Origin of the sequence: Burkholderia sp. AU30198, from assembly GCF_020419825.1 — a bacterium.
Taxonomy (GTDB): Bacteria; Pseudomonadota; Gammaproteobacteria; order Burkholderiales; family Burkholderiaceae; genus Burkholderia.
In genome coordinates this window covers 56,229-75,677 of the sequence record NZ_JAIZSA010000005.1, presented here as the reverse complement: position 1 = coordinate 75,677, position 19,449 = coordinate 56,229, and the positions used below count along the sequence as shown (strand labels likewise).

Sequence of the window (19,449 nt, the reverse complement as noted above, 5' to 3'; positions counted from 1 at the left end):
GAGCGTTTTCGGCGGTGGCGCCGAAGGCGGATCGATTATAATTTGATTAACATACCGACCACCCTCGCCCCGCAATGGAAACGAAAACTGCCCGCCTGACCGTCCTGATCGACCCCGCGAAGAAGGAAGCTTTCGAGATGCTCTGCGCCGAGCAGGATCTCACGCCTTCGCAGGTCGTGCGGCAACTGATCCGCGAGTATCTCGACCGCCACGGCGTGACGTACAAGACCAAAAGCGCGCTCGGCAAGCGCGTGAAGTAAGCGCGGCCGCACAGGCCGCGCCCGCGGCGCCGGTTACGCGCCGATCTCCCATCGCTCGTGCGGCTGCGCGCGCTGCACCAGCCGCCGAGGCTCGACGCCCTCCCCGGCTTTCATGCGCCGCGCCGTGGCCGCCAGCTTGAGCTCGCCGGCCTGGGCGCACGCAAGTGCGCGCTCGAGCAGGATGCGCAACGACGGCAACCGGTTGCCGCCCTTCCACGCAAACGCGATGAAGTTGTTGTCGTCGCCGCACGGCACCAGCGTATACGACGCACCGAACACCGATCGCAGGTGCTCGAGATGCTGCGGCAACGCCGGATCGTCGTCCATGAAGTTGATCGCCAGCACGCCGGTGTCGCTCAGGCGCTCGCGGCATGCAGCCAGGAATGCGGCGCCCGTACACCGACCCCGCAGGCCGTCGGCGACAAACGCATCGTGCAGGATCACGTCCGTCCTGACATCCGCCCGTTCCAGATGATCCGCGCCGTCGGCGCACACCACCTTGAACCGGCCGTCATCGGCAGGAATCCTGAATACGTCTCGCAGCGCGATCACGTCCGGGTTGATCTCGACCGCGTCGATCGCCGCGCCGGGCAGGTGCCGGTAGCAGTACTTCGCCAGCGAACCGCCGCCGAGCCCGAGCATGCAGATGTGCGCGGGTTCGGGCTGCAGCAGCAGAAAGCCCATCATCACGCGCGTATAGCCGAGTTCAAGCCGCCCCGGATCCCGGAGCGACATGAAGCTCTGCGTGCCGAAATGGTCGAAGTGCAGCGAAAGCGCGTGCTGCGTCTCCAGCACGAATGGCCGGCCGTCGTTCAGCGGCGTCGCCAGGAATCTGACGAACGCGTCGTAGGAAATTCGTTCCTCGGCCATGTGCGGATAGTGAGTTGCAAGCGGTCGATCGGGACTGCGCGCTCAGACTTTCTTCAGGTAGCAGGCCTTCAGCATGAAGCCGCCCATGTCGGTCTTGCAGTCGACCTCGTGATCGCCGCCGACGAGGCGAATGCTCTTGACCTTGGTACCCATCTTCAGCGTGATCGACGAGCCCTTCACGCGCAAGTCCTTGATCAGCACGACGGAATCGCCATCCGACAGCACGTTGCCGTTCGCGTCCTTGACGACGTCGCCCGCCGGTTCGTCGCCCGTTTCGGCGCCGGCACCGGCCGACCATTCATGGCCGCAGTCCGCGCATACGGTCAGCGTGCCGTCCGGGTAAGTGTTTTCCATCGCGCATTGCGGGCAGGCGGGGGCGGCGTTCATTGCAGCTTCCATTCGGGAGGAGTTGGGTCGTCGAAATAATGCCGGGCGCGCTGGCAGCGTCGCCCGAATGGCCAGAAGGCACGCGCCGACGGATCGGCGGGCCGCCGTCGGCGCACACGACATTATAATGCAATACACATATCTTGACCGCTGTATTATAATTCTCGCTTTCGGGCCGTTCGCCGGACTTGCGGCCCGTTTCACCGAGAATGCCGGCACATCCAAGCAGGATGACATACCCCGGCTGCGCTGCCGGTCGCCCTGAGTCGTACGGGACAGCGCGTTTCACGCGTGCCTGGCGCACTGCCGGCCCGGCGCCGCACACCGATTCCGACGTCCCGTCCAGAGGCTTTCCGACATCGTGGCAACCGTTGTGTACGTTGAAATCGGCCCCGCGTGGAACCGCAACCGCGGCTACGCCGCACGAGAAGCAGCCGTCGACGCGGCGCGCGGCTTCGCAAGCGACATCCTGCTGATCGCGAACGGAATCAGCAGCAACGCGAAAGACGGCGCCGCCATCGCGGCGCTGCAGGTGCACGGCGGCACGTCCGCGCAAGTGCTGGCCACCGGCCCCGACGAGGAGGCGGCACTGCAGGCGCTACTGCCCGTGCTGCAAGCGCGCTGACATCGCGCGCCACCCGATGTCATGGCATCCCGCCCAACCCGAATCCCCACTTCACGAGGAAGCGATGAGCGACAACTTCACGTCAAACACCCCGAACCTGTCGGCGTCCGCCATCTGGGCGCTCGAACGCCTCGCCGACGTCCGCTACGGGCGCGATGCGCCGGCACTCGGCTGGTCGATCGCGCGTGAGCTCGTCAGCGCAGGCTTCGTCAGCCATTCCGCACATGGCCGCTCCGGCGCGTCGATCACGGCCGAAGGGCGAACCTTCCTGAAGAGCCGCAAGTAGATCGCCAGCGGCGGTGAATCAGCTCGATCCTTTTGGAGCACCGTATTGGCAAATGTGCGTCTCATGAGGATCGTTCCGCGCTTGTAAAGTGGCGTCACCCGGAATGAACGGGCATCAGGCAGCGTTCCGATCAGGAAGCCAGTGATGCGCCGCATCGCCGTCCCGGCGTCGAATCCGCCGCCGGGGCAATCGTCGGCGTCTGCGTACAAGTCCGCAAGGTCGCCGGCGGCACCGCTCCCTTCCTGTTAGCGGTCGCCGCCGATGCGGCGGCGTCAATCCCGGGCGCTCGGCGCAGCGCCCGTCCGTGCAAGGGTTTTGCTATCATTCCGGCTCCCTGTCTTGCCGAAATGGACATGCCCGCTCGCAGAGTGCCGCCGTCGCCTGCCGTTGATCGCACGCCGTCGCTCGTCGAGGAACATCGCCGCCCGATCTGCCAGCGGGTGCGCGGACGGGACACAACCAGCGCGGCATCGACGTGCTGACGGCCTGGCCGTCTCAAGCTGCCTCCTTTCCGGAAATCACGATGCTGCCTGTCTCCTCCCCGCCCGTTCTCGACACGCCGCGCCTCATCCTCGAAGGCCATCCGCTCGGCGACTTCGATGCGCTCGCCACGATGTGGGCCGAGCCGAAGGTCGTCGAGCACATCTTCAACGGCGAACCGTCCGCGACGCGTGACTCGTGGATGCGCATGCTCGCGTATCGCGGGCTGTGGCCGCTGCTCGGTTACGGCTACTGGGCGATTCGCGAGAAGGCGTCGGGCCGCTATGTCGGCGATCTCGGCTTCGCCGATTTTTACCGTCTCATCGAGCCGTCGATTCGCGGCGTGCCGGAAGCCGGCTGGGCACTCGCGACGTGGGCGCACGGCAAGGGCTACGCGACCGAGGCACTCGCGGCCGCGCTTGCGTGGCTCGACGGGCAGCAGCGGTTCGAGCGCAGCGTGTGCGTGATCGCGCCGACCAACGTCGCCTCGATCCGCGTGGCGGAGAAAGCCGGGTATGGCGAGCCGAAGCGGATCCGGTTCAACGACACCGACTCATTGCTGTTTTCGCGCGCGAGCCGGTAAGCGACGATCGCGTACCGGCCATCGTCAGCGCGCCGCATCGGCTTGCGGCGCCGGTGCTTGATCCCCGCTCACCGCGCGACCGGTTCGTAGAGACGGGTAAAGCGCCCGTTGTCCATCGGCCAGCAGTTGCCACGCTCATCCATCAATAGCCAGTCACCCGGTTTCACCGGACATCAGCCTTCCGGCGTGGCGACCGCCCGCCCCCTTCGCGGGGCTCCCCCCGGTCATGGTCGCCATCGACGCACCACCGTGTTGCATCGACATCACCGATGCGTTTTCTCGATCGCCGAAACGCTGAGACGTGACAGGCACGTCCATCGACCTGTCCGCGTATTGAGCATGTGCATCGCCGCGGAGCCGCGAAACTCATGCGGGCCATGAACGGGATCGGGAGGCCACGGCCTCCCGCCCCGGGCAACGGCGGCTGCGCCGTCAACGCCTGCGCCACGCACCGGGTCTCATGCAACGCTTTCCGGCCCCCGGTGACACGTGTTTGCAGCGCTTCCCGTGCTGCGGTGGAGATCCGGATATCGATCTCCCGCATTACCCGGATCGCCGTGTGAGCCTCGTCCGGTTGATCGGGCGCGAGCGTCATCAAGAGCACCAAACGGGTTTCCGCAGCCCCGACGGTCTCGCTCCAGTCGACGCGGGCGACCCGACTTCGATCACATTCCTGAGCGCCTGGAGGCTGTGGATGACGTGCAACGGCAGAATTTCGCATTCCTATTCGTCGATCGTGCCGTCGACAGGAACACCGGAACACCCCTCAACGGCCGCTGCGGCGTCAGCGCCGATCCGCACGCATGCAATGGCGGCAGTCACGCACCGGGTGCGGGTCGCCGCGAGTACCGGTCGTCGCCGTTGTCTTCACCCGGTCTTTGACAGCGGGCCGGACACGCGTCTCGTCCTGTTCCTCATCAATTGAAGAACTGTAAGGAGCCTTGAAGGTAGATCGTGTAATATTTCGTAATGATCTGTCGAGTAATCTTTACCTGGCCTAAGTCGAGTGACGTAGCGGCGTCCGCACCAGCCGATTTCCGCCAACGTTTTTGCCCGAACGGCGCCGGGTCGGGGTTCTGTCCCGGCAACGCGCCGGATATCGCGCCGACGCATTTTGCCCGATCGTCGAGCCGTTCGTCGGCGTTTACTGCAAGGCGGCAAAGATTTCCGTTTCGACAGGTTCAGCGGACGATGCAGATATCGTCACATTCCTCTGGAATGTTACGCAGTATTATCCGCGTCGCTTCGGCTACCACGCGTTCGGACTGGGCCTAACCGCTCGCCATTTTCCCGTTTTGCCCCCTCGTTTAGCGATGCCCATCCGAATCCTGCTCGTTGAAGACGACGTTCAATTGTCCATACTGACCGCAGACTATCTGCGCAAGCATCAGTACGAAGTAGACACGCTGCTTGACGGCACCGATGCCGTGTCGACGATCGTCACGTGCCGCCCCGACCTGGTGCTGCTCGACATCAACCTGCCGGGCAAGGACGGCTTCGAAATCTGCCGCGAGGCACGCTTGCAGTACGACGGCATCGTCATCATGATGACGGCCCGCGACGAACTGTTCGACGAGCTGCTCGGCCTGGAATTCGGCGCGGACGACTTTCTCCACAAGCCGGTCGAGCCGCGCATTCTGCTCGCGCGGATCAAGGCCCACCTGCGGCGGCTACGCATGCGGCCGGTTGACTACGTGCCGGCCTCCCCGCAGCGATTCGAGTTCGGCAAGTTTTCGATCGACCGGGCGGATCGCAAGGTTCGCCTTCCTGACGGTAGCGCGCCTCGCCTGACGTCAACCGAATTCGACCTGCTGTGGGCCCTTGCCTGCCGCGCCGGCGAGGTGGTCAGCCGGGAAGACCTGACGGTGCTGTTGCGCGGCATCGAGTTCGACGGTTTCGATCGCTCGATCGACGGCCGGATCTCGAAGCTGCGCCGCAAGCTGCTCGATGACATCACGGAACCGAAGCGGATCAAGACGATCCGCAGCAAGGGCTATCAGTTCAGCAAGCACGCATGGGAATAGCGCGGCATACGGGTCGGCACGCTGCTTCGCGTGCGGCCTGTCGTGACACACGAGCGCACGCGTTGACCGGTCGCGCACTTGCCACTGCACGCGTGCAGCACCTGCAGCCGTTGCCGTTCGGGCTCGCGCACGTCGAGGCCGGCACGCAACCGGACACCGTCACGTGCCGTTCGTCTTCTCGCCGAGCGCGGTGACGGGCGTCTCCGGATCGCGCGCAAGCCCTTGCGCGAACACCTTCAATCCTTCGAGCAACGGCGTCAGCGCGTCCCACAGCGCTTCGTCGTGCAGCAGCCGGTAGGCGCCGCGCACGCCGGGTGCGACATGCGCATGCTGCGCCGGTTGCCACGCGCCAATGTGGTGCAGCGCGTCGGCGGCCGCGAACACGGCCTTGCCGAACTGCTCCGGCGGAATGCGCGACAGCGCCATCAAGAGCACCGCGAGATTCTGCATGCCGCTCTGCATGCCCGGCTTGTCGAGCGCATCGACGAACGTGTCGGCCAGCCGCGCGTTCGCGCTGACGACCTCGCTCGCCAAATGCAGGAATCCATGCCGGTGCAGGCTACCGAGCAGGTGTTCGAGCGCGTCGTGCGCACCGGGCTCCGCGTGCGGAGGGTTCGTGTCGGGGGACTGATGTTCGGTCATCGGCTTTCTCCGGTTGGGACGCCACGTGGCCGTCACGACGGCTGCCACGCACGCCGGTTGCGTCTCGCTCATCGCCCCGCGTGCCCGGCAGCCGCCGCCGCGATGCGTGGCAACGGGCCAGGCAGGCGCTCGAACCGCGCGCCGTTTAAGCCGCGCCGGCTGCTAGCGCCGTCTCCATCGGCGAGCCATGCGCCCGCCTGTCGAACGGCCGTGTCGAGACGCGCCGACCGGCCGCCGTCCTACCGCATGTTTCCCGTATGCCCCAGCGAATAGCGCCCCGGCTGCGGCCACACCGTCAGGCCGTGCGGCTCCATGCCGACGGGAATCGACCGGACCGCGCCGTTCGCGGTGTCGATCGCGTAGACGACGTCATCGAAGCGGCCCGACAGCCACAGCGTCTTGCCGTCCGCGCTGACGTTGCCCATGTCGGGGCTGCCGCCACCGGGGATCGGCCAGGTCGCGACCACCTTGCGCGTGGCGAAATCGAGCACCGATACGCTGCCCTTGCCGTGGCGCGGCCCGTGGACGAGATTGGAGCCGCGATTCGCGATATAGAGCCTCGTGCCGTCGCGGCTCGGATACAGCCCGTGCGTCCCGACGCCGGTCGGGATGAAGCCGATTTTCGCGAAGCGGTCACCGTCGACGACGTATACGCCGTCTGCCATCATGTCGGCGACATAGAACACCTTGCCATCCGGCGACACGCGGATGTCCTGCGGCATCCCTTTCCGGTCGAGCTCGAGGTAGCCGATCACCTTGCGGTTCACGAGATCGATTTTGGCCAGCTTGCCGCCGAACTCACACGTGAAGAGCGCATACCGGCCGTCGATCGAAAAATCGGCATGGTTGATGCCCTTGCATTGCGGGACATCGAGGCTCGATTTCAGCGCCATCGTTTTCGGGTCGCGGAAGTCGAGCCGCGCATGCGCCTCGGCCACCACGATCGCCTCCTTGCCGTCGGGCGTGAAATACATGTTGTACGGATCGTCGACGCTCACTTCCTGGCCGGGCTTGCCCGTCTTCGGATCGATCGGCGTCAGGCTGCCGTCGGTCCGCCCTTCCGCATTGTTCGCGACCCATAGCGTCTGCAGATCCCACGCCGGCACGACGTGCTGCGGACTGCGGCCGACGGCGAACCTGTCGACGACCTTGTACGTGGCCGGGTCGATCACGTAAACATCGTTCGATCTCAGGTTCGGCACATAGATCCGCGGCAACGCACCCGACACCGCCACGCTCATGCGGCCGGCCTGCGCCTCGCTGTACAGGTTGTCGGGGTTGATGACGGGCGGCATGCCGGGTACGGCCGCAACGGCGGACGCCGCGATCGCGCTGTCGGCGCAGATGCCGGCAAGCGCTGCCGCAATGACGATCGCGAGACGGGGGAAGCGGAAGTGACGGCTAAAGCGCGGTTGCATGACGGGGTCCCTGTTCGATTGAATGGAACGACGGCAAAAGTAGCGCGACGGTGCGGCTGCATCAGCGGCCGGCGATTTCCTTTCTGATTGCGTCGACGGTGCGCGACACGATGGCGTCGGTGCCCAGCCGGCCGAGCTCGACGCTCGCATGACGTGGATCGCCACCGTAGACGCCGTCGACGGCACCGGGCTTCGCGGCATTGCGCAGCTTGTCGGCCCGGACCATGCCCGGCGCGACCGCCAGCAGCAGCGACGTGTCGGCCAACCCCGCATGCGTGCCGATATCCGCGGCCGGCACGCCGTGCTCGCGCAGGATCTGGTCGTAACCGTCGGAACTGGTGCCGTAATACGCGGCCGGCATGAACGCACGCGTGCCCGTGCCGGCCCACGACTTGTTGAGCCGGGCGACCGACTGTTTGATGTCGTTCTGGTAGCCGCCGTGGTCGCCGAGAAACACGATGTTCGTGAAGCCATGGACCCGGAAGCTGTTGGCTGCGGATTCGAGGGTCTTTTCGAAGACGTCGTCGGGCACGGTGATCGTGCCCGGGAAGCGCATGTGCGACGTCGGCGGCGCATAGCCGCCCTCGGGCACATAGGCGATGACGGGCGCGACGATCGCGTTGCCGAGGCCTTCCGCGATCCGTTCGGACAGCACCCTGACCCGCGCATTGTGCTTGCCGAGCGCGACGTACGGCCCGCTTTGCTCGGTCCCGCCGATCGGAATCAGGATCGTGGTCTTGCCGGCCCGGATGCTGTCGCGCAGTTCGGTCCAGGTCATGTCTTCGAGCTGCACCGTTCCCGGCGCCTGGGCAAGCGCGGCTTGCGCGACGGTGAAAGCGAGGGCGGCGAAGATGGTGCGTGGCAGGCATTTCATCGCGGATTCTCGGCGGAAGGAAAGAGGCGACGTTGCGTTCCCTCGCACCATAAACGAACTCGCCCGACTTGTCGCCGAGTGCAGAGCAACGACTCATGTCGACGGTCATGAGAAAACGCTTCTCCGTGATTCCGCTTCTCATTTCCATCAGACATTTCTTTCAGGAAAATAATCCGATCATTCCAATTTGAAAGGATCAGGCCCGCCCGGATGGGACGTTAATTCGCGGCGATCACACACTCTAAAAATATATTGGTTATGCTTATCGAAGCGTATTGACTTCACAATCTCGCGCCACCTAAAATTTAAAGGTCTTCACAAAAGGGGCTGATACCTTGGACAGTTGCAGTAGTCGATCTTCGAACAGTTTCGCTGCCTGATCGGCAGGACGTCCGCGCTCCCTTTTCCCAGCCGCCGTCTTGCCATCAGGCAGACGGTGCGCGCCCGGCAACACCCTCCGTGCACCTTGTTGATTGACGCCTTCTGGCGCGTGCGTTCGCGTGCGCTCCACTTGGGCACTGCGTCGCGAGCATCGGCTCGCGGCCGCATTCGTTCGCGCCTCGATCATTCATTCGCAGGCGCGTGGATAAACACGTGCGCAGCCATCGTGCGTGCCAATCGTTCGCAAGGAACCGAAATGCCCGGCACCGACAGTTATCCCTTATGTCATTCATCGCCAGTGTTGTCATTCACTGAGGAAAGCGAGTAGGCCCCAGTCGCCGCGCCCATGATGCGCGCGATTTCCGTGTCTGCTGGCTTTTCGCAATCACGCGTCAAGCCAGGCGCACGGAGCACGATCATGAACTTCGGCCTTCTCCTGTCGAATCTGCCGCACATCGACGATTCGCGCGTCTGCTACGACGCGATGCTGTCGCTCAAACCATGCGAATCGCACCGGTTCGCCGCTTTCTGGCTCGGCCTCAAGGCCCTCGTTTCGTAACCGTTCACGCCCCGCTCCCGCATACGCAAGCGACACGATCGTTCGACGATTCGCGTCCTTGCGCATACCGGCGGCGCCTACCCGTTTCGCTCATCGCTCATCAGGGAGGAAAACAAAATGTCGGTACCTGCCAACATCTCACCTCGCGACACTGCGCACGAACGCAGTGCTGTCCTCGACGAAGCCCACCTCGGCGACATCAAGGGCGCGCTCGGCACCATCGCGCACCACGACGTCGCGCCACGCACCAGCTGGTGGGCCCGCTTCCGGACGCTGCTCGCCATTCTCGGCCCCGGTCTCATCGTGATGGTCGGCGACAACGACGCCGGCGCATTCGGTACCTATACGCAGGCAGGGCAAAACTACGGCACGACGTTGCTATGGACCATGCTGCTCCTGGTACCGGTGCTGTTCGTCAACCAGGAAATGGTGCTGCGGCTCGGCGCGGTCACGGGAGTCGGGCACGCGCGGCTCATATTCGAGCGATTCGGCAAGTTCTGGGGGGCGTTCAGCGTCATCGACCTGTTTCTCCTGAACGCGCTGACGATCGTGACCGAGTTCATCGGCATCACGTTCGTACTCGACTTCTTCGGCGTATCCAAGATCGCGGGCGTGTGCATCGCCGCCGCGCTCACGATGGCAGCCGTCAGCACGGGCAATTTCAGGCGGTTTGAACGCTTCGCCGTGTTCCTGTGCCTCCTGAGCCTGCTGCTGGTGCCGGTGCTCGTCTCGATCCACCCGCCGGTCAGCCAGATGGCGCGCGACTTCTTCATTCCGAACTGGCCCGCGCATTCGAAGCTCTCCGACGTGATGCTGCTCGTGATCGGCATCGTCGGCACGACGGTGGCGCCTTGGCAGCTGTTTTTCCAGCAGAGCTACGTGGTCGACAAGCGCATCACGCCGCGCTTCATGAAGTACGAAAAGGCGGATCTCTGGATCGGCATCGGCTTCGTGCTGGTCGGCGCCGTGGCCATGATCGCGTTCTGTGCGCAGCTCTATGCCGGCAAACCCGAGTTCGGCAACTTCACCGATGCCGGCGGCATCATCAACGGGCTGGACAAATACGCAGGCCACACGTCGGCCGTGCTGTTCGCCGTTGCGCTGTTCGACGCCGCGATCATCGGCGCGGCAGCCGTGTCGTTGTCGACCGCTTACGCGATCGGCGACGTGTTCAAGATCCGCCATTCACTGCATCGCAGCGTGACGGATGCAAAGGGCTTCTATCTCGTCTACTTCGGCATCGTGGCCGCCGCCGCCGCGATCGTGCTGATTCCCGGCAGCCCGCTCGGCCTGCTGACGGAAGCCGTACAAACGCTCGCCGGCGTGTTGCTCCCGAGCGCGACGGTATTCCTGCTGCTGCTCTGCAACGACAAGGCGGTGCTGGGCCCGTGGGTCAATTCGAAGAAGCTGAACGTGTTCACGGGCGCGGTGATCTGGGTGCTCGTGATGCTGTCCATCATCCTGACGGCCTCGGTGATGTACCCGGACATGAGCGGACAAACGATCCTCGACATGCTGGCCGGCGGCACGCTGCTGGCCATCGTCGGCTATGCGGCGACGGTCGCCGTCCGCAAGCTGCGACGTGATCCGGCAGACGGCTCGGGGACGGTGCAGGTGTGGCCGGAAGGCGCGCGAGACACGTGGCGGATGCCGCCGCTCGACGAGCTGCCGCCGCCCCGCCTGACCCTGGCCAAGCGGGTCTGGATGGGCGTGTTGCGCGGCTATCTGTTGCTTGCCGTGGCGCTCGTCGTCGTCAAGGTCGTGCAAATGACGTTCATCAAGTAAGCATCGCACTGCGGCATGCATGCGCCGACATGCGTGCCGCAGGCCTCGTCCACGCGCCTGCCATCCGCCGGGTGTGTGGCAGGGGTGCGTCCAGGTCAACAAGGAACCGACATCGTGAGCCGGATTCGTATCGTCTCAGCACGTTCCATGCGATTGGCAGGGCAACAGGCCCGCGTGCGCCTGTCGCGCGTACGCCGTACGTTACGTCACGCGCCGCTCAGCCTGACCGAGCGCGTCCTGCTCATCCTGTGGGCCTGCATGCTGACGTCGCTGGTCTGGGCGTCGTTGCTGGTCGGGCTCGTTCGCGCCATGCGCATCGCGCCGTGATCACGCCAGAAAAGATCATCAGGATGCCTTCATACAAACCATGAGCATTCAATCGCAGTTCACACTTCAACCACGGGATCAACACATGAAGCAATACCTTTACGTCGCAACACTAGCCGCCGTTGTCGCACTCGCTGCATGCAGTCATGCCGACGACGATGACGTGCCCAGCACTCCCGCCAACGCGTCATCCGCGTCGGCGCCGGCTGCGGCTGCGGATAGCGGTACCGCGGCGTCGGGCACGTCGGCCGCGGCAGACGACCCGGCGGCGTCGGAGGAAGCCGCTTCTGCGTCACCGGCTTCCGGCGCCAGCCAGTAACCCCGGGCACCTGGCCGGCCGAGGGGCGATACGCGTCAAGTCACGCCCGCGTGGCGTGGTTTGACGACGGCGCCCCCGGACATCGCGAGACTGCGTTACCTGTGCGAATGGGAGTCCTCGACATGAATCACGCACACCCGCTTCACAAGACAAGCGTCGCGCCGATCCTGGGCGGCATGGTGGCGCTCGTGTCGGCACTGACGATCCTGGGCAGCGTTTGCCGTTCACCCTCCGCCGCCCCGCCCGCCACGTCCGAAGGCACGCCCCGGACACCGGATGCGCAACCGGTGCATTGCCTCGTCTACGGAAAATACTGTCTGTCGGCCTTGCTGCACGGCCAGTAGGTTGCCGTGATGCATCGCCTGGGCGGCGCTTCATCGAGACGCCGGATGCCGCGCTGACGAAGGGCCCGCGATTCGTCGCACGCAGGCACCGGCTAGCGGCCCGCCGCCGCGCTCAGCTGTTCGACGATCGGCCCCAGCGCAAGTGCCGGCAAGTACGTGAGCGACGCGACCATGATTACCGTCCCGATCAGCAGCCCGACAAAGAGCGCGCCGTGCGTCGGCAGCGTCCCGGCTCCCGCCGCGCGCCGCCGCTTGCCCGCGAGCGACCCCGCGATCGCGAGCACCGGCACGATCACCGCGAAGCGGCCGAACCACATCGCGATCGCCAGCATCCCGTTGTAGTACGGCGTGTTGGCCGACAGGCCCGCGAACGCGCTGCCGTTGTTGTTGGCGGCTGAAGAAAACGCATACAGGATTTCGCTAAGCCCATGCGGGCCCGGGTTGCCGATCCCAGCGATCCCGGCCGGCGTGACGACGGAAATCGCGGTGCCGACCAGCACCAGCAGCGGCGTCGCGAGAATCGCAACGGCCACCATCTTCATCTCGTACGCATCGATCTTCTTGCCGAGAAATTCCGGCGCACGGCCGATCATCAGCCCGGAGATGAACACGGCCAGGATCGCGACGACGATCATGCTGAAGAGGCCGGAGCCGGGCCCGCCGAACACGACTTCGCCCGTCTGCATCAATGCCATCAGCACGAGACCGCCCACCGGCGTGAACGAATCGTGCATCGCGTCGACCGCGCCGTCGCCGCTGCTCGTCGTCACGGTCGCATAGAGCGCCGACGACACGACGCCGAACCGCGTCTCCTTGCCTTCCAGGTTGCCGCCTCGCTCGATCGACAGGGCCGCGGCCCCGTCATGCGGCGCGGCGAGCGGCCCGAAGCCCTGCTGCTCCGCATGAATCGTGATCATGGCCGCGGCGACGAACATCGCGGTCATCGCGGCCAGCAGCGCCCATCCCTGCCGCCGGTCGCCGACGGCGACACCGAACGTGTAGCAGAGCGCGGCCGGTATCAGCAGGATCGCGATCATCTGCAGGAAATTGGTCAACGGCGTGGGGTTTTCGTATGGATGCGCGGAATTCGCGTTGAAGAAACCGCCGCCGTCGCCGCTCAGCAGCTTGATCGATTCCTGTGACGCGACGGGACCCAGCGACAGGTGCTGTCGTTGCGAGCGCATCGATTGCTGCACGACGTTACCGGCGGTGTCGTGCACCGGCTGGCCCTGCGCGTCCAGCGTCGGTTGCTGCCACGTCACGGCCTGCACCGTGTCCACGTCACGATACGCGGAGAAATTCTGGATGACGCCCTGCGCCATGAATGCGAGCGTGAACACCGCGGACAGCGGCAACAGGACGTAGAGCGTCGCACGCGTGAGGTCGACCCACAGGTTGCCGACCGTCGCCGAGCCGCGCCGCGCAATGCCTCGCATCAACGCAAACATCACGGCCATGCCGCTGGCCGCGGAGAGAAAGCTCTGCACCGTGATGCCGAGCATCTGGCTCAGGTAGCTCAACGTCGTTTCGCCCGCGTAGCCCTGCCAGCTGGTGTTCGTCGCGAAACTCACCGCCGTATTGAACGCGGAATCCGGCGCCACGGCCGGCAGCCCCTGCGGATTGAGCGGCAACCACGGTTGCACGCGCTGCAGCACATACAGGAAGAGCGCGCCGACCGCACTGAACAGCAGCAGTGCGAACGCGTAGGTCTTCCAGCTCATTTCGGCCTTCGGATCGACGCCGGCGGCCCGGTAGATCCAGCGCTCGACGGGTCGCCCGATTGCCGACAGCAACGGCGCGTCGCCATCGGCCACGCGCGCCATATAAAGCCCGAGCGGCTTGACGAGCGCAATCAGTACGACCAGAAACAGTCCGACCTGAAAGCCGGCACTTGCAACCATCTCTTCCTCCCGCAGCCACTGTGCATCGAAGAGTCTCTCACCCTATTTCATCTCGTGAAAAGTCAAATCGATGCATAGACTGCGGGACATCGCGTAAACATCCCGTCAACGCGAATCACGCCGCCAACACGGCCACCGCCTTGATCTCGACGATATAGCCGAGCGCGCCGCCCAGCATGTGCGCACCGATCGCCGTCCACGCCGGCTTCGGGTGGGCGTCGAGGTAGCGGTCGCGCACCCGCATGAACAACGGCGGGTCGCGCATGTCGGTATGGAAGGTCGTCAGGTCGACCACGTCGTTGAACGATGCGCCGGCGGCCTCCAGCACAAGCTTCAGATTCTCGAACGCCTGCACGATCTGGGCTTCACGGCCTTCGACGAGTTGCATCGCCGCATCGCGGCCGATCTGGCCGGATACGTAGAGCGTATCGCCGACCTTCAGGCCGGGCGCGTACCCAATCTTCTCGTACACCGCTTCCATTCCCGCCGGAACGATGGCTTTGCGATCACGCATGGAGGTCTCCGTGGCCGGCGTCTTCGCGCCGGCCGGTGGGTTGTCGATGAACACGTTGAACACTTGCAAGCGGCGTCACGACGCGCCGCTCAACCCGTATCGCCGCCCGCAACCGGCAGCACCGTGCCGGTGATGTAGCTCGCCTCGTCCGACGCGAGGAACAGGATCGGCGCAATCTGTTCGTCGAGGCTGCCGTAGCGCTTGAAGAACGTCGAATCCGTGACCTGACGCACGGCTTCGCCCATCCATGCCTGTTCCTGTTCGCTGTCGCCGGCCGCATTGCGCGGTACGCGGCGCGCCGGCGCGCAGGTGCCGCCCGGCGCGGTGGCCACGACCCGGATGTTGTGTTCCGCGTATTCCATCGCGAGCGCCGCCGTCAGCGCATTGACACCGCCTTTCGCCGCCGAGTACGGCACGCGGCGGATACCGCGCGTCGCGTTCGACGAGATGTTGACGATCGTGCCGCCGCCGCGCGCGAGCAGGTGCGGCAGCGCCGCGTGGCACGTATAGAGCGTCGGCATCAGCGAACGGCGGATTTCCGCATCGATCTGCGCCGGCTCGAATTCGGCGAACGGGCGCATGCGAATCGCGCCGCCGACACCGTTGATCAGGATGTCGATGCCGCCGAACGTCTGCACGGCGTGCGCGATCGCCGCGTGCGCACCTTCGTACGTTTCAAGATCGGCGACGAAGCCGGCCGTCTCGCAACCCGTCGCTTCGGCCGCGACCTCGGCGACGAAATCCGCGCGATCGACGAACAGCACCCTGCCGCCCTCGGCCGCCGCGCGCAGCGCGACGCCGCGGCCGATGCCCTGCGCGGCGCCCGTGACGACGATGACCTTGCCAGAGAATCGTTGCATGATCACGCCGCCTTTGCCGTGACGTTAGGGGTGAACTTCTCGTAGTGGAAGCTGTTCGGCTTCACGCCTTCGTCGTCGAAGAACTTGCGCACCGCGTCGACCATCGGCGGCGGCCCGCACAGATAGACGTCGACGTCGCCGTCGTTCAGCGCATCGGCCGGGATGTGCTGCGTGACCCAGCCCTTGCGAGGATGGCTCGACTCCGCATCCGCGATGACCGTCGCAAAGCTGAAATTCGGCAGCTTCGCCGCGTAGGCTTCGATCGCTTCGACCAGCACGAGGTCGAGATCGCGCGTCACGCCATAGATCAGGTGCACCTTCTGCTGCGACCCGGTGCGCGCGAGCACCTCGAGCATCGACAGGAACGGCGCAAGCCCCGTGCCGCCCGCGAGGAACAGCAGCGGCCGCGCCACGTCGCGCAGGTAGAAGCTGCCGAGCGGCCCGTGCAGTTCCAGCTTGTCGCCGGGCTGCGCCGATTCGAGCCACGTGCTCATCACGCCGCCGGGAATCTTCTTGATCAGGAAGCTGACCTTCGTGTCGGCCGGCGCCGACGAGAACGAGTAGGAACGGTGCTGGCCGCTCGCGGGCACGTCGATGTTCACGTACTGACCCGGCAGGAAGACAGGCGCGGCCGCGCCGACGTCGAGTTCGAGCACGACAGCCGCGTCGTTGTGCTGCTCGACCTTCGTCACGGTCGCGGCAAAGCCGCTCTGGCCCGTCTTGCACGCGACCGACGACGTCGGCACCGCGATCACGCAATCGCTTTGCGGCACCATCTGGCAGGTCAGCACGAGGCCGCCGTCCTTTTCGTCCTCGGTGAGCGCGTCGTCGATGTAGTCGTCGCCGAGGTCGTAACTGCCGCTTTCGGCGCGGCACTTGCAGGTGCCGCACACGCCGTCGGAGCAATCCATCGGCAGGTTGATCTTCGCGCGGAAGGCCGCGTCGAGCACCTTCTCGCCGGCCTTGCAGTCGATGAAGCGGGTTACCCCGTCCTCGAAATTCAGTGCAATCTTGTAGTTGGACATGGCGTCACCTCCACTTCCTTTCATGACAAAGCTATGGTGTCAGACGTGATAGACGTCGAGCACCTGCCGGATGTAGTCGTTCTTCAGCACGATCTTCTTGTACGAGATCAGCAGTTCATCGCCCGCACGGCGCAACGTGACGAACATCGTCCCGAAGAAGTGATCGGTCACGCGGTAGCGGTGGTTCAGCGTGTGAAAGTTGTAGCGCACGTCCACCTCGTCGTCGCGTTCGGCCAGCACCTCGACGTTCGTCACGTTGTGGCTGGTGCGCGGCTCGGGCGTCGATGCGCCGCTGCGCTCGGTCTTGATCCGGAACACGCGATCCTCGAGGCCGCCGCGGTCCGGGTAGTACATCAGCGAGATCTGGCTCTGGTGATCCTCGGTCGGCCGATCGTCGTCGTCCCACGCGGGCATCCAGTACGTGACGTCCTCCGTGTAGCAGGTCAGCCACTCGTCCCACTGGCGATCGTCGAGCAGGCGCGCTTCGCGATACAGCGCCGCGCAGACAGTCCGGTAATCGAAGCTCATGCTGCCACCTCCCCGCGTTCCTTCTTCAGCGCATCGCGCATCACATCCACCCAGTGTTCGTGCTGGCACACGAACAGCCCTTCGTCCTCGCTGCGCTCGCCGGAAATGCGCGGGTTCAGCCCCATCTTCTTCGCGTTCTCGTCCGGGCCGTCGACCCACAGCGGCGCGCCGCGCGACAGGTCGTTCCACATCGCCGTGATGCCCGCATAACCGGCCTGGCACGCGCGGAACTCCTCGAGGTCGTCGGCCGTACCCATGCCCGTCACGTTGAAGAAATCCTCGTACTGGCGGATCCGGATCGTGCGATCGGCTTCGCTCTCCCCCTTCGGCGCGAAGCAGAAGATCGTGACTTCGGTCTTGTCGACGCCGAGCGGCCGCACCACGCGAATCTGCGTGCTGAACTGGTCCATCAGGAACACGTTCGGGTACACGCACAGGTTGCGGGTCTGGTTGACGATGAAGTCGGCCTGCACGTCGCCGACGCGCGCCTTGATCTCTTCGCGGTGCTGATACACGGGCCGCACTTCCGGGTTCATCGTCTGCGTCCACAGCAGGATGTGGCCGTTGTCGAAGCCGTACACGCCCGCGACCGACTTGCTCCAGCTGTTCGCGTCGACGGCCTTGGTGCCGTCTTCCTTGCGGCGGCCCATCGTCGCCGCGTAGTTCCAGTGCACGGTGCTGACGTGGTAGCCGTCGCAACCGTTCTCCATCTGCATCTTCCAGTTGCCTTCGTAGATGTAGGACGAGTTGCCGCGCAGCACTTCGAGCCCGTCCGGCGCCTGGTCGATGATCTGGTCGATGATCACGCGCGCTTCGCCGAGATACTCTTCGAGCGGCAACACGTCGGCGCTGAGGCTGCCGAACAGGAAGCCGCGATAGTTCGCGAAGCGCGCGACCTTCTTCAGGTCGTGCGAGCCGTGCGTGTTGAACTGCACCGGGTACTCGGTCGTCTTCTCGTCCTTCACCTTCAGCAGCTTGCCGGTGTTCGAGAAGGTCCAGCCGTGGAACGGGCACGTGAAGCTGCCCTTGTTGCCGTGCTTGCGGCGGCACAGCATCGCGCCCTTGTGCGCGCAGGCATTGATCACCGCGTGCAGCTCGCCGGTCTTGTCGCGCGTGATCACGACCGGCTGGCGGCCGATCCACGTCGTGTAGTAATCGTTGTTGGCCGGGATCTGGCTTTCGTGCGCCAGGTACACCCAGTTGCTCTCGAAGATGTGCTTCATCTCGAGCTCGTACAGCTCGGCGTTCGTGAAGATGTCACGGCGGCAGCGGAATACGCCGGCCGCCTTGTCGTCCTGCACGGCGGTGGCGAGCAGGTGATCCAGGTCGGTGGCTTGGTCGATCGTGGCGGACATGTTGGCTCCTTCCATGCGCGTGCCGCGTCCTGCAAGCACGCTCGCATCGGTAATCGGTTGAATCTCGCGGGAACCCGGCCGGCGGCGGCGCATCCGCGCCGCGCCGGCGGGCGGTCAGGCCGTCGCGGCTGCGCGCAGGCGGTGGACGATCTGGTTGTCCTTGCCCTGTACCAGCGGCGTCAGCACGAAGTTGAACTCGATGTCCTGGTACGCATCGGCCTTCATGCCGAGCGCCGTGCCGCCGGTCTTGTCGACCACGGGCGGGATCAGCTCCTCGCGCGTCGCATACGCGAAGTCATCCCAGATCAGCGGATCGCCGTCGATGTTGAACTGCGTCGTCAGCTTGCGGTGGTCGTGGCTGTCGACGAAGAAGTGCACGTGCGCCGGGCGGTTGCCGTGGCGGCCGAGGCCGTTCAGCAGCTGCTGCGTCGCGCCCTGCGGCGGGCAGCCGTACCCGACCGGCATCAGCGTGCGGAATTCGTACTTGCCGTCGGTACCCGTCTTCACCGCGCCGCGCAGGTTGAAATCGCTCTGCTTGCCGGTCGGGTCGAAGTGCGAATAGAAGCCGTGCGAGTTCGCGTGCCAGCATTCGACCACCGCGCCCGCGATCGGCTTGCCGTCGAGGCCCGTCACCGTGCCGTGGATCACGAGCGGGCCCGCGCCGTCGTCCGCGTCGAGGTCGATCTTCGACACGCCATCGCGCACCGGTGCGCCCGCGACATACAGCGGCCCTTCGATCGTGCGCGGCGTACCGCCGTCGAGGCCCACTGCCTTGTCCGCGGCGTCCATCCGGATGTCGAGATACTTCTCGAGACCGAGGCCGGCCGCGAGCAGCGCCGCTTCGCCGTCCTGGCCGAGCTTGTTCAGGTAGTTGACGCCGGCCCACACTTCGTCGGGCGTGATGTCGAGATCGTCGATCGCCTTGAACAGGTCGCCGAGCAGCCGCAGCACGACCTGCTGCGTGCGCGCGTTGCCGCCGTTCGTGCTGTCCGCACCCGCGTTCGACGCGGCCTTCAGCAGATCCTGCACTTCCCGGGTATCGAAAACTTTGACGCTCATGATGGTGTCTCCACGTGTATTAGGGGGAATGACGGCCGTTGCC

The 19,449-nt window shown here is 65.1% G+C and carries 22 protein-coding genes; 10 read left to right on the top strand and 12 right to left on the bottom strand.

Going from position 1 to position 19,449, the window contains the following annotated elements:
* Positions 1-74 precede the first annotated feature (74 nt).
* Positions 75-260, top strand: coding sequence for a ribbon-helix-helix protein, CopG family (locus LGN19_RS13455; protein WP_021158209.1), 186 nt, complete (start codon positions 75-77; stop codon positions 258-260).
* A gap of 33 nt (positions 261-293) precedes the next feature.
* On the opposite strand, the gene LGN19_RS13450 is transcribed toward LGN19_RS13455, so the two are convergent.
* Both LGN19_RS13450 and LGN19_RS13445 read right to left on the bottom strand, forming a co-directional pair.
* A complete protein-coding gene (locus LGN19_RS13450) occupies positions 294-1,130 on the bottom strand; it encodes a spermidine synthase (RefSeq protein WP_226215177.1) in 837 nt (278 codons plus the stop codon).
* Positions 1,131-1,172: 42 nt separating this feature from the next.
* Positions 1,173-1,517 (bottom strand): zinc ribbon domain-containing protein YjdM, encoded by a 345-nt coding sequence (locus LGN19_RS13445; RefSeq protein WP_021158207.1) that lies wholly within the window; start codon positions 1,515-1,517, stop codon positions 1,173-1,175.
* 361 nt (positions 1,518-1,878) lie between these two features.
* On the opposite strand from LGN19_RS13445, the gene LGN19_RS13440 reads away from it, so the two are divergent.
* The 5 genes from LGN19_RS13440 to LGN19_RS13420 all read left to right on the top strand — a co-directional run bounded on the left by LGN19_RS13440 (position 1,879) and on the right by LGN19_RS13420 (position 5,515).
* Positions 1,879-2,142, top strand: coding sequence for an HPr family phosphocarrier protein (locus tag LGN19_RS13440; RefSeq protein ID WP_226215175.1), 264 nt, complete (start codon positions 1,879-1,881; stop codon positions 2,140-2,142).
* A 64-nt stretch (positions 2,143-2,206) separates the two neighbouring features.
* A complete protein-coding gene (locus LGN19_RS13435) occupies positions 2,207-2,428 on the top strand; it encodes a hypothetical protein (protein ID WP_021158205.1) in 222 nt (73 codons plus the stop codon).
* Positions 2,429-2,951: 523 nt separating this feature from the next.
* Positions 2,952-3,491 (top strand): GNAT family N-acetyltransferase, encoded by a 540-nt coding sequence (locus LGN19_RS13430; protein WP_174957306.1) that lies wholly within the window; start codon positions 2,952-2,954, stop codon positions 3,489-3,491.
* A 460-nt stretch (positions 3,492-3,951) separates the two neighbouring features.
* On the top strand, positions 3,952-4,416 hold the full coding sequence (locus tag LGN19_RS13425; RefSeq protein ID WP_226215173.1) for a hypothetical protein: 465 nt from the start codon (positions 3,952-3,954) through the stop codon (positions 4,414-4,416).
* A 388-nt stretch (positions 4,417-4,804) separates the two neighbouring features.
* Positions 4,805-5,515: a response regulator gene (locus tag LGN19_RS13420; RefSeq protein WP_226215573.1), complete on the top strand. Its 711-nt coding sequence runs from the start codon at positions 4,805-4,807 to the stop codon at positions 5,513-5,515.
* 159 nt (positions 5,516-5,674) lie between these two features.
* On the opposite strand, the gene LGN19_RS13415 is transcribed toward LGN19_RS13420, so the two are convergent.
* The 3 genes from LGN19_RS13415 to LGN19_RS13405 all read right to left on the bottom strand — a co-directional run bounded on the left by LGN19_RS13415 (position 5,675) and on the right by LGN19_RS13405 (position 8,449).
* Positions 5,675-6,157: a DUF1641 domain-containing protein gene (locus LGN19_RS13415; protein WP_122950603.1), complete on the bottom strand. Its 483-nt coding sequence runs from the start codon at positions 6,155-6,157 to the stop codon at positions 5,675-5,677.
* A gap of 239 nt (positions 6,158-6,396) precedes the next feature.
* Positions 6,397-7,575 (bottom strand): hypothetical protein, encoded by a 1,179-nt coding sequence (locus tag LGN19_RS13410; protein WP_226215172.1) that lies wholly within the window; start codon positions 7,573-7,575, stop codon positions 6,397-6,399.
* A 61-nt stretch (positions 7,576-7,636) separates the two neighbouring features.
* On the bottom strand, positions 7,637-8,449 hold the full coding sequence (locus LGN19_RS13405) for a creatininase family protein (RefSeq protein ID WP_226215170.1): 813 nt from the start codon (positions 8,447-8,449) through the stop codon (positions 7,637-7,639).
* 799 nt (positions 8,450-9,248) lie between these two features.
* On the opposite strand from LGN19_RS13405, the gene LGN19_RS13400 reads away from it, so the two are divergent.
* From LGN19_RS13400 to LGN19_RS13385, 4 genes are all read left to right on the top strand, one after another.
* The gene (locus LGN19_RS13400) at positions 9,249-9,389 is read left to right on the top strand and encodes a hypothetical protein (protein WP_164462854.1); all 141 of its coding nucleotides are present in this window, start codon (positions 9,249-9,251) and stop codon (positions 9,387-9,389) included.
* A 117-nt stretch (positions 9,390-9,506) separates the two neighbouring features.
* Positions 9,507-11,174, top strand: a complete 1,668-nt coding sequence (locus tag LGN19_RS13395) for an NRAMP family divalent metal transporter (protein ID WP_226215168.1) — start codon at positions 9,507-9,509, stop codon at positions 11,172-11,174.
* Positions 11,175-11,288: 114 nt separating this feature from the next.
* The gene (locus tag LGN19_RS13390; RefSeq protein ID WP_226215166.1) at positions 11,289-11,501 is read left to right on the top strand and encodes a hypothetical protein; all 213 of its coding nucleotides are present in this window, start codon (positions 11,289-11,291) and stop codon (positions 11,499-11,501) included.
* Positions 11,502-11,942: 441 nt separating this feature from the next.
* Positions 11,943-12,164, top strand: a complete 222-nt coding sequence (locus LGN19_RS13385; protein WP_174957313.1) for a hypothetical protein — start codon at positions 11,943-11,945, stop codon at positions 12,162-12,164.
* Between the two features lie 92 nt (positions 12,165-12,256).
* Here the strand turns inward: LGN19_RS13385 and kdpA are convergent, their stop codons facing one another.
* The 7 genes from kdpA to catA form a co-directional block, all read right to left on the bottom strand.
* Complete coding sequence (gene kdpA / locus LGN19_RS13380) at positions 12,257-14,065, bottom strand: potassium-transporting ATPase subunit KdpA (RefSeq protein WP_226215164.1); 1,809 nt, start codon at positions 14,063-14,065, stop codon at positions 12,257-12,259.
* Positions 14,066-14,180: 115 nt separating this feature from the next.
* Entirely contained in the window at positions 14,181-14,579 is a 399-nt protein-coding gene (locus LGN19_RS13375; RefSeq protein WP_226215571.1) for a RidA family protein, read from the bottom strand.
* 89 nt (positions 14,580-14,668) lie between these two features.
* Complete coding sequence (gene benD, locus LGN19_RS13370; RefSeq protein WP_226215162.1) at positions 14,669-15,439, bottom strand: benzoate diol dehydrogenase BenD; 771 nt, start codon at positions 15,437-15,439, stop codon at positions 14,669-14,671.
* A gap of 2 nt (positions 15,440-15,441) precedes the next feature.
* Complete coding sequence (gene benC / locus LGN19_RS13365; RefSeq protein ID WP_226215160.1) at positions 15,442-16,464, bottom strand: benzoate 1,2-dioxygenase electron transfer component BenC; 1,023 nt, start codon at positions 16,462-16,464, stop codon at positions 15,442-15,444.
* A 39-nt stretch (positions 16,465-16,503) separates the two neighbouring features.
* Positions 16,504-16,992: a benzoate 1,2-dioxygenase small subunit gene (benB, locus tag LGN19_RS13360; RefSeq protein WP_174949956.1), complete on the bottom strand. Its 489-nt coding sequence runs from the start codon at positions 16,990-16,992 to the stop codon at positions 16,504-16,506.
* Positions 16,989-18,347: a Rieske 2Fe-2S domain-containing protein gene (locus LGN19_RS13355; RefSeq protein ID WP_226215158.1), complete on the bottom strand. Its 1,359-nt coding sequence runs from the start codon at positions 18,345-18,347 to the stop codon at positions 16,989-16,991. Before LGN19_RS13355 ends, benB begins: the two co-directional genes overlap by 4 nt.
* A gap of 114 nt (positions 18,348-18,461) precedes the next feature.
* Positions 18,462-19,406 carry a catechol 1,2-dioxygenase gene (gene catA / locus LGN19_RS13350; protein ID WP_174957319.1) on the bottom strand — a complete coding sequence of 315 codons (945 nt, stop codon included), beginning with the start codon at positions 19,404-19,406 and terminating at the stop codon, positions 18,462-18,464.
* Positions 19,407-19,449: the final 43 nt, after the last annotated feature.

Coding starts and splice junctions, on each gene's coding strand:
- LGN19_RS13430 (WP_174957306.1), top strand. CDS start 2,952: ATGCTGCCTGTCTCCTCCCCGCCCGTTCTCGACACGCCGCGCCTCATC.
- LGN19_RS13420 (WP_226215573.1), top strand. CDS start 4,805: ATGCCCATCCGAATCCTGCTCGTTGAAGACGACGTTCAATTGTCCATA.
- LGN19_RS13435 (WP_021158205.1), top strand. CDS start 2,207: ATGAGCGACAACTTCACGTCAAACACCCCGAACCTGTCGGCGTCCGCC.
- LGN19_RS13415 (WP_122950603.1), bottom strand. CDS start 6,157: ATGACCGAACATCAGTCCCCCGACACGAACCCTCCGCACGCGGAGCCC.
- LGN19_RS13385 (WP_174957313.1), top strand. CDS start 11,943: ATGAATCACGCACACCCGCTTCACAAGACAAGCGTCGCGCCGATCCTG.
- LGN19_RS13455 (WP_021158209.1), top strand. CDS start 75: ATGGAAACGAAAACTGCCCGCCTGACCGTCCTGATCGACCCCGCGAAG.
- kdpA (WP_226215164.1), bottom strand. CDS start 14,065: ATGGTTGCAAGTGCCGGCTTTCAGGTCGGACTGTTTCTGGTCGTACTG.
- benB (WP_174949956.1), bottom strand. CDS start 16,992: ATGAGCTTCGATTACCGGACTGTCTGCGCGGCGCTGTATCGCGAAGCG.
- LGN19_RS13450 (WP_226215177.1), bottom strand. CDS start 1,130: ATGGCCGAGGAACGAATTTCCTACGACGCGTTCGTCAGATTCCTGGCG.
- LGN19_RS13405 (WP_226215170.1), bottom strand. CDS start 8,449: ATGAAATGCCTGCCACGCACCATCTTCGCCGCCCTCGCTTTCACCGTC.
- LGN19_RS13375 (WP_226215571.1), bottom strand. CDS start 14,579: ATGCGTGATCGCAAAGCCATCGTTCCGGCGGGAATGGAAGCGGTGTAC.
- LGN19_RS13425 (WP_226215173.1), top strand. CDS start 3,952: ATGCAACGCTTTCCGGCCCCCGGTGACACGTGTTTGCAGCGCTTCCCG.
- LGN19_RS13355 (WP_226215158.1), bottom strand. CDS start 18,347: ATGTCCGCCACGATCGACCAAGCCACCGACCTGGATCACCTGCTCGCC.
- benD (WP_226215162.1), bottom strand. CDS start 15,439: ATGCAACGATTCTCTGGCAAGGTCATCGTCGTCACGGGCGCCGCGCAG.
- LGN19_RS13410 (WP_226215172.1), bottom strand. CDS start 7,575: ATGCAACCGCGCTTTAGCCGTCACTTCCGCTTCCCCCGTCTCGCGATC.
- LGN19_RS13395 (WP_226215168.1), top strand. CDS start 9,507: ATGTCGGTACCTGCCAACATCTCACCTCGCGACACTGCGCACGAACGC.
- catA (WP_174957319.1), bottom strand. CDS start 19,406: ATGAGCGTCAAAGTTTTCGATACCCGGGAAGTGCAGGATCTGCTGAAG.
- benC (WP_226215160.1), bottom strand. CDS start 16,464: ATGTCCAACTACAAGATTGCACTGAATTTCGAGGACGGGGTAACCCGC.
- LGN19_RS13400 (WP_164462854.1), top strand. CDS start 9,249: ATGAACTTCGGCCTTCTCCTGTCGAATCTGCCGCACATCGACGATTCG.
- LGN19_RS13445 (WP_021158207.1), bottom strand. CDS start 1,517: ATGAACGCCGCCCCCGCCTGCCCGCAATGCGCGATGGAAAACACTTAC.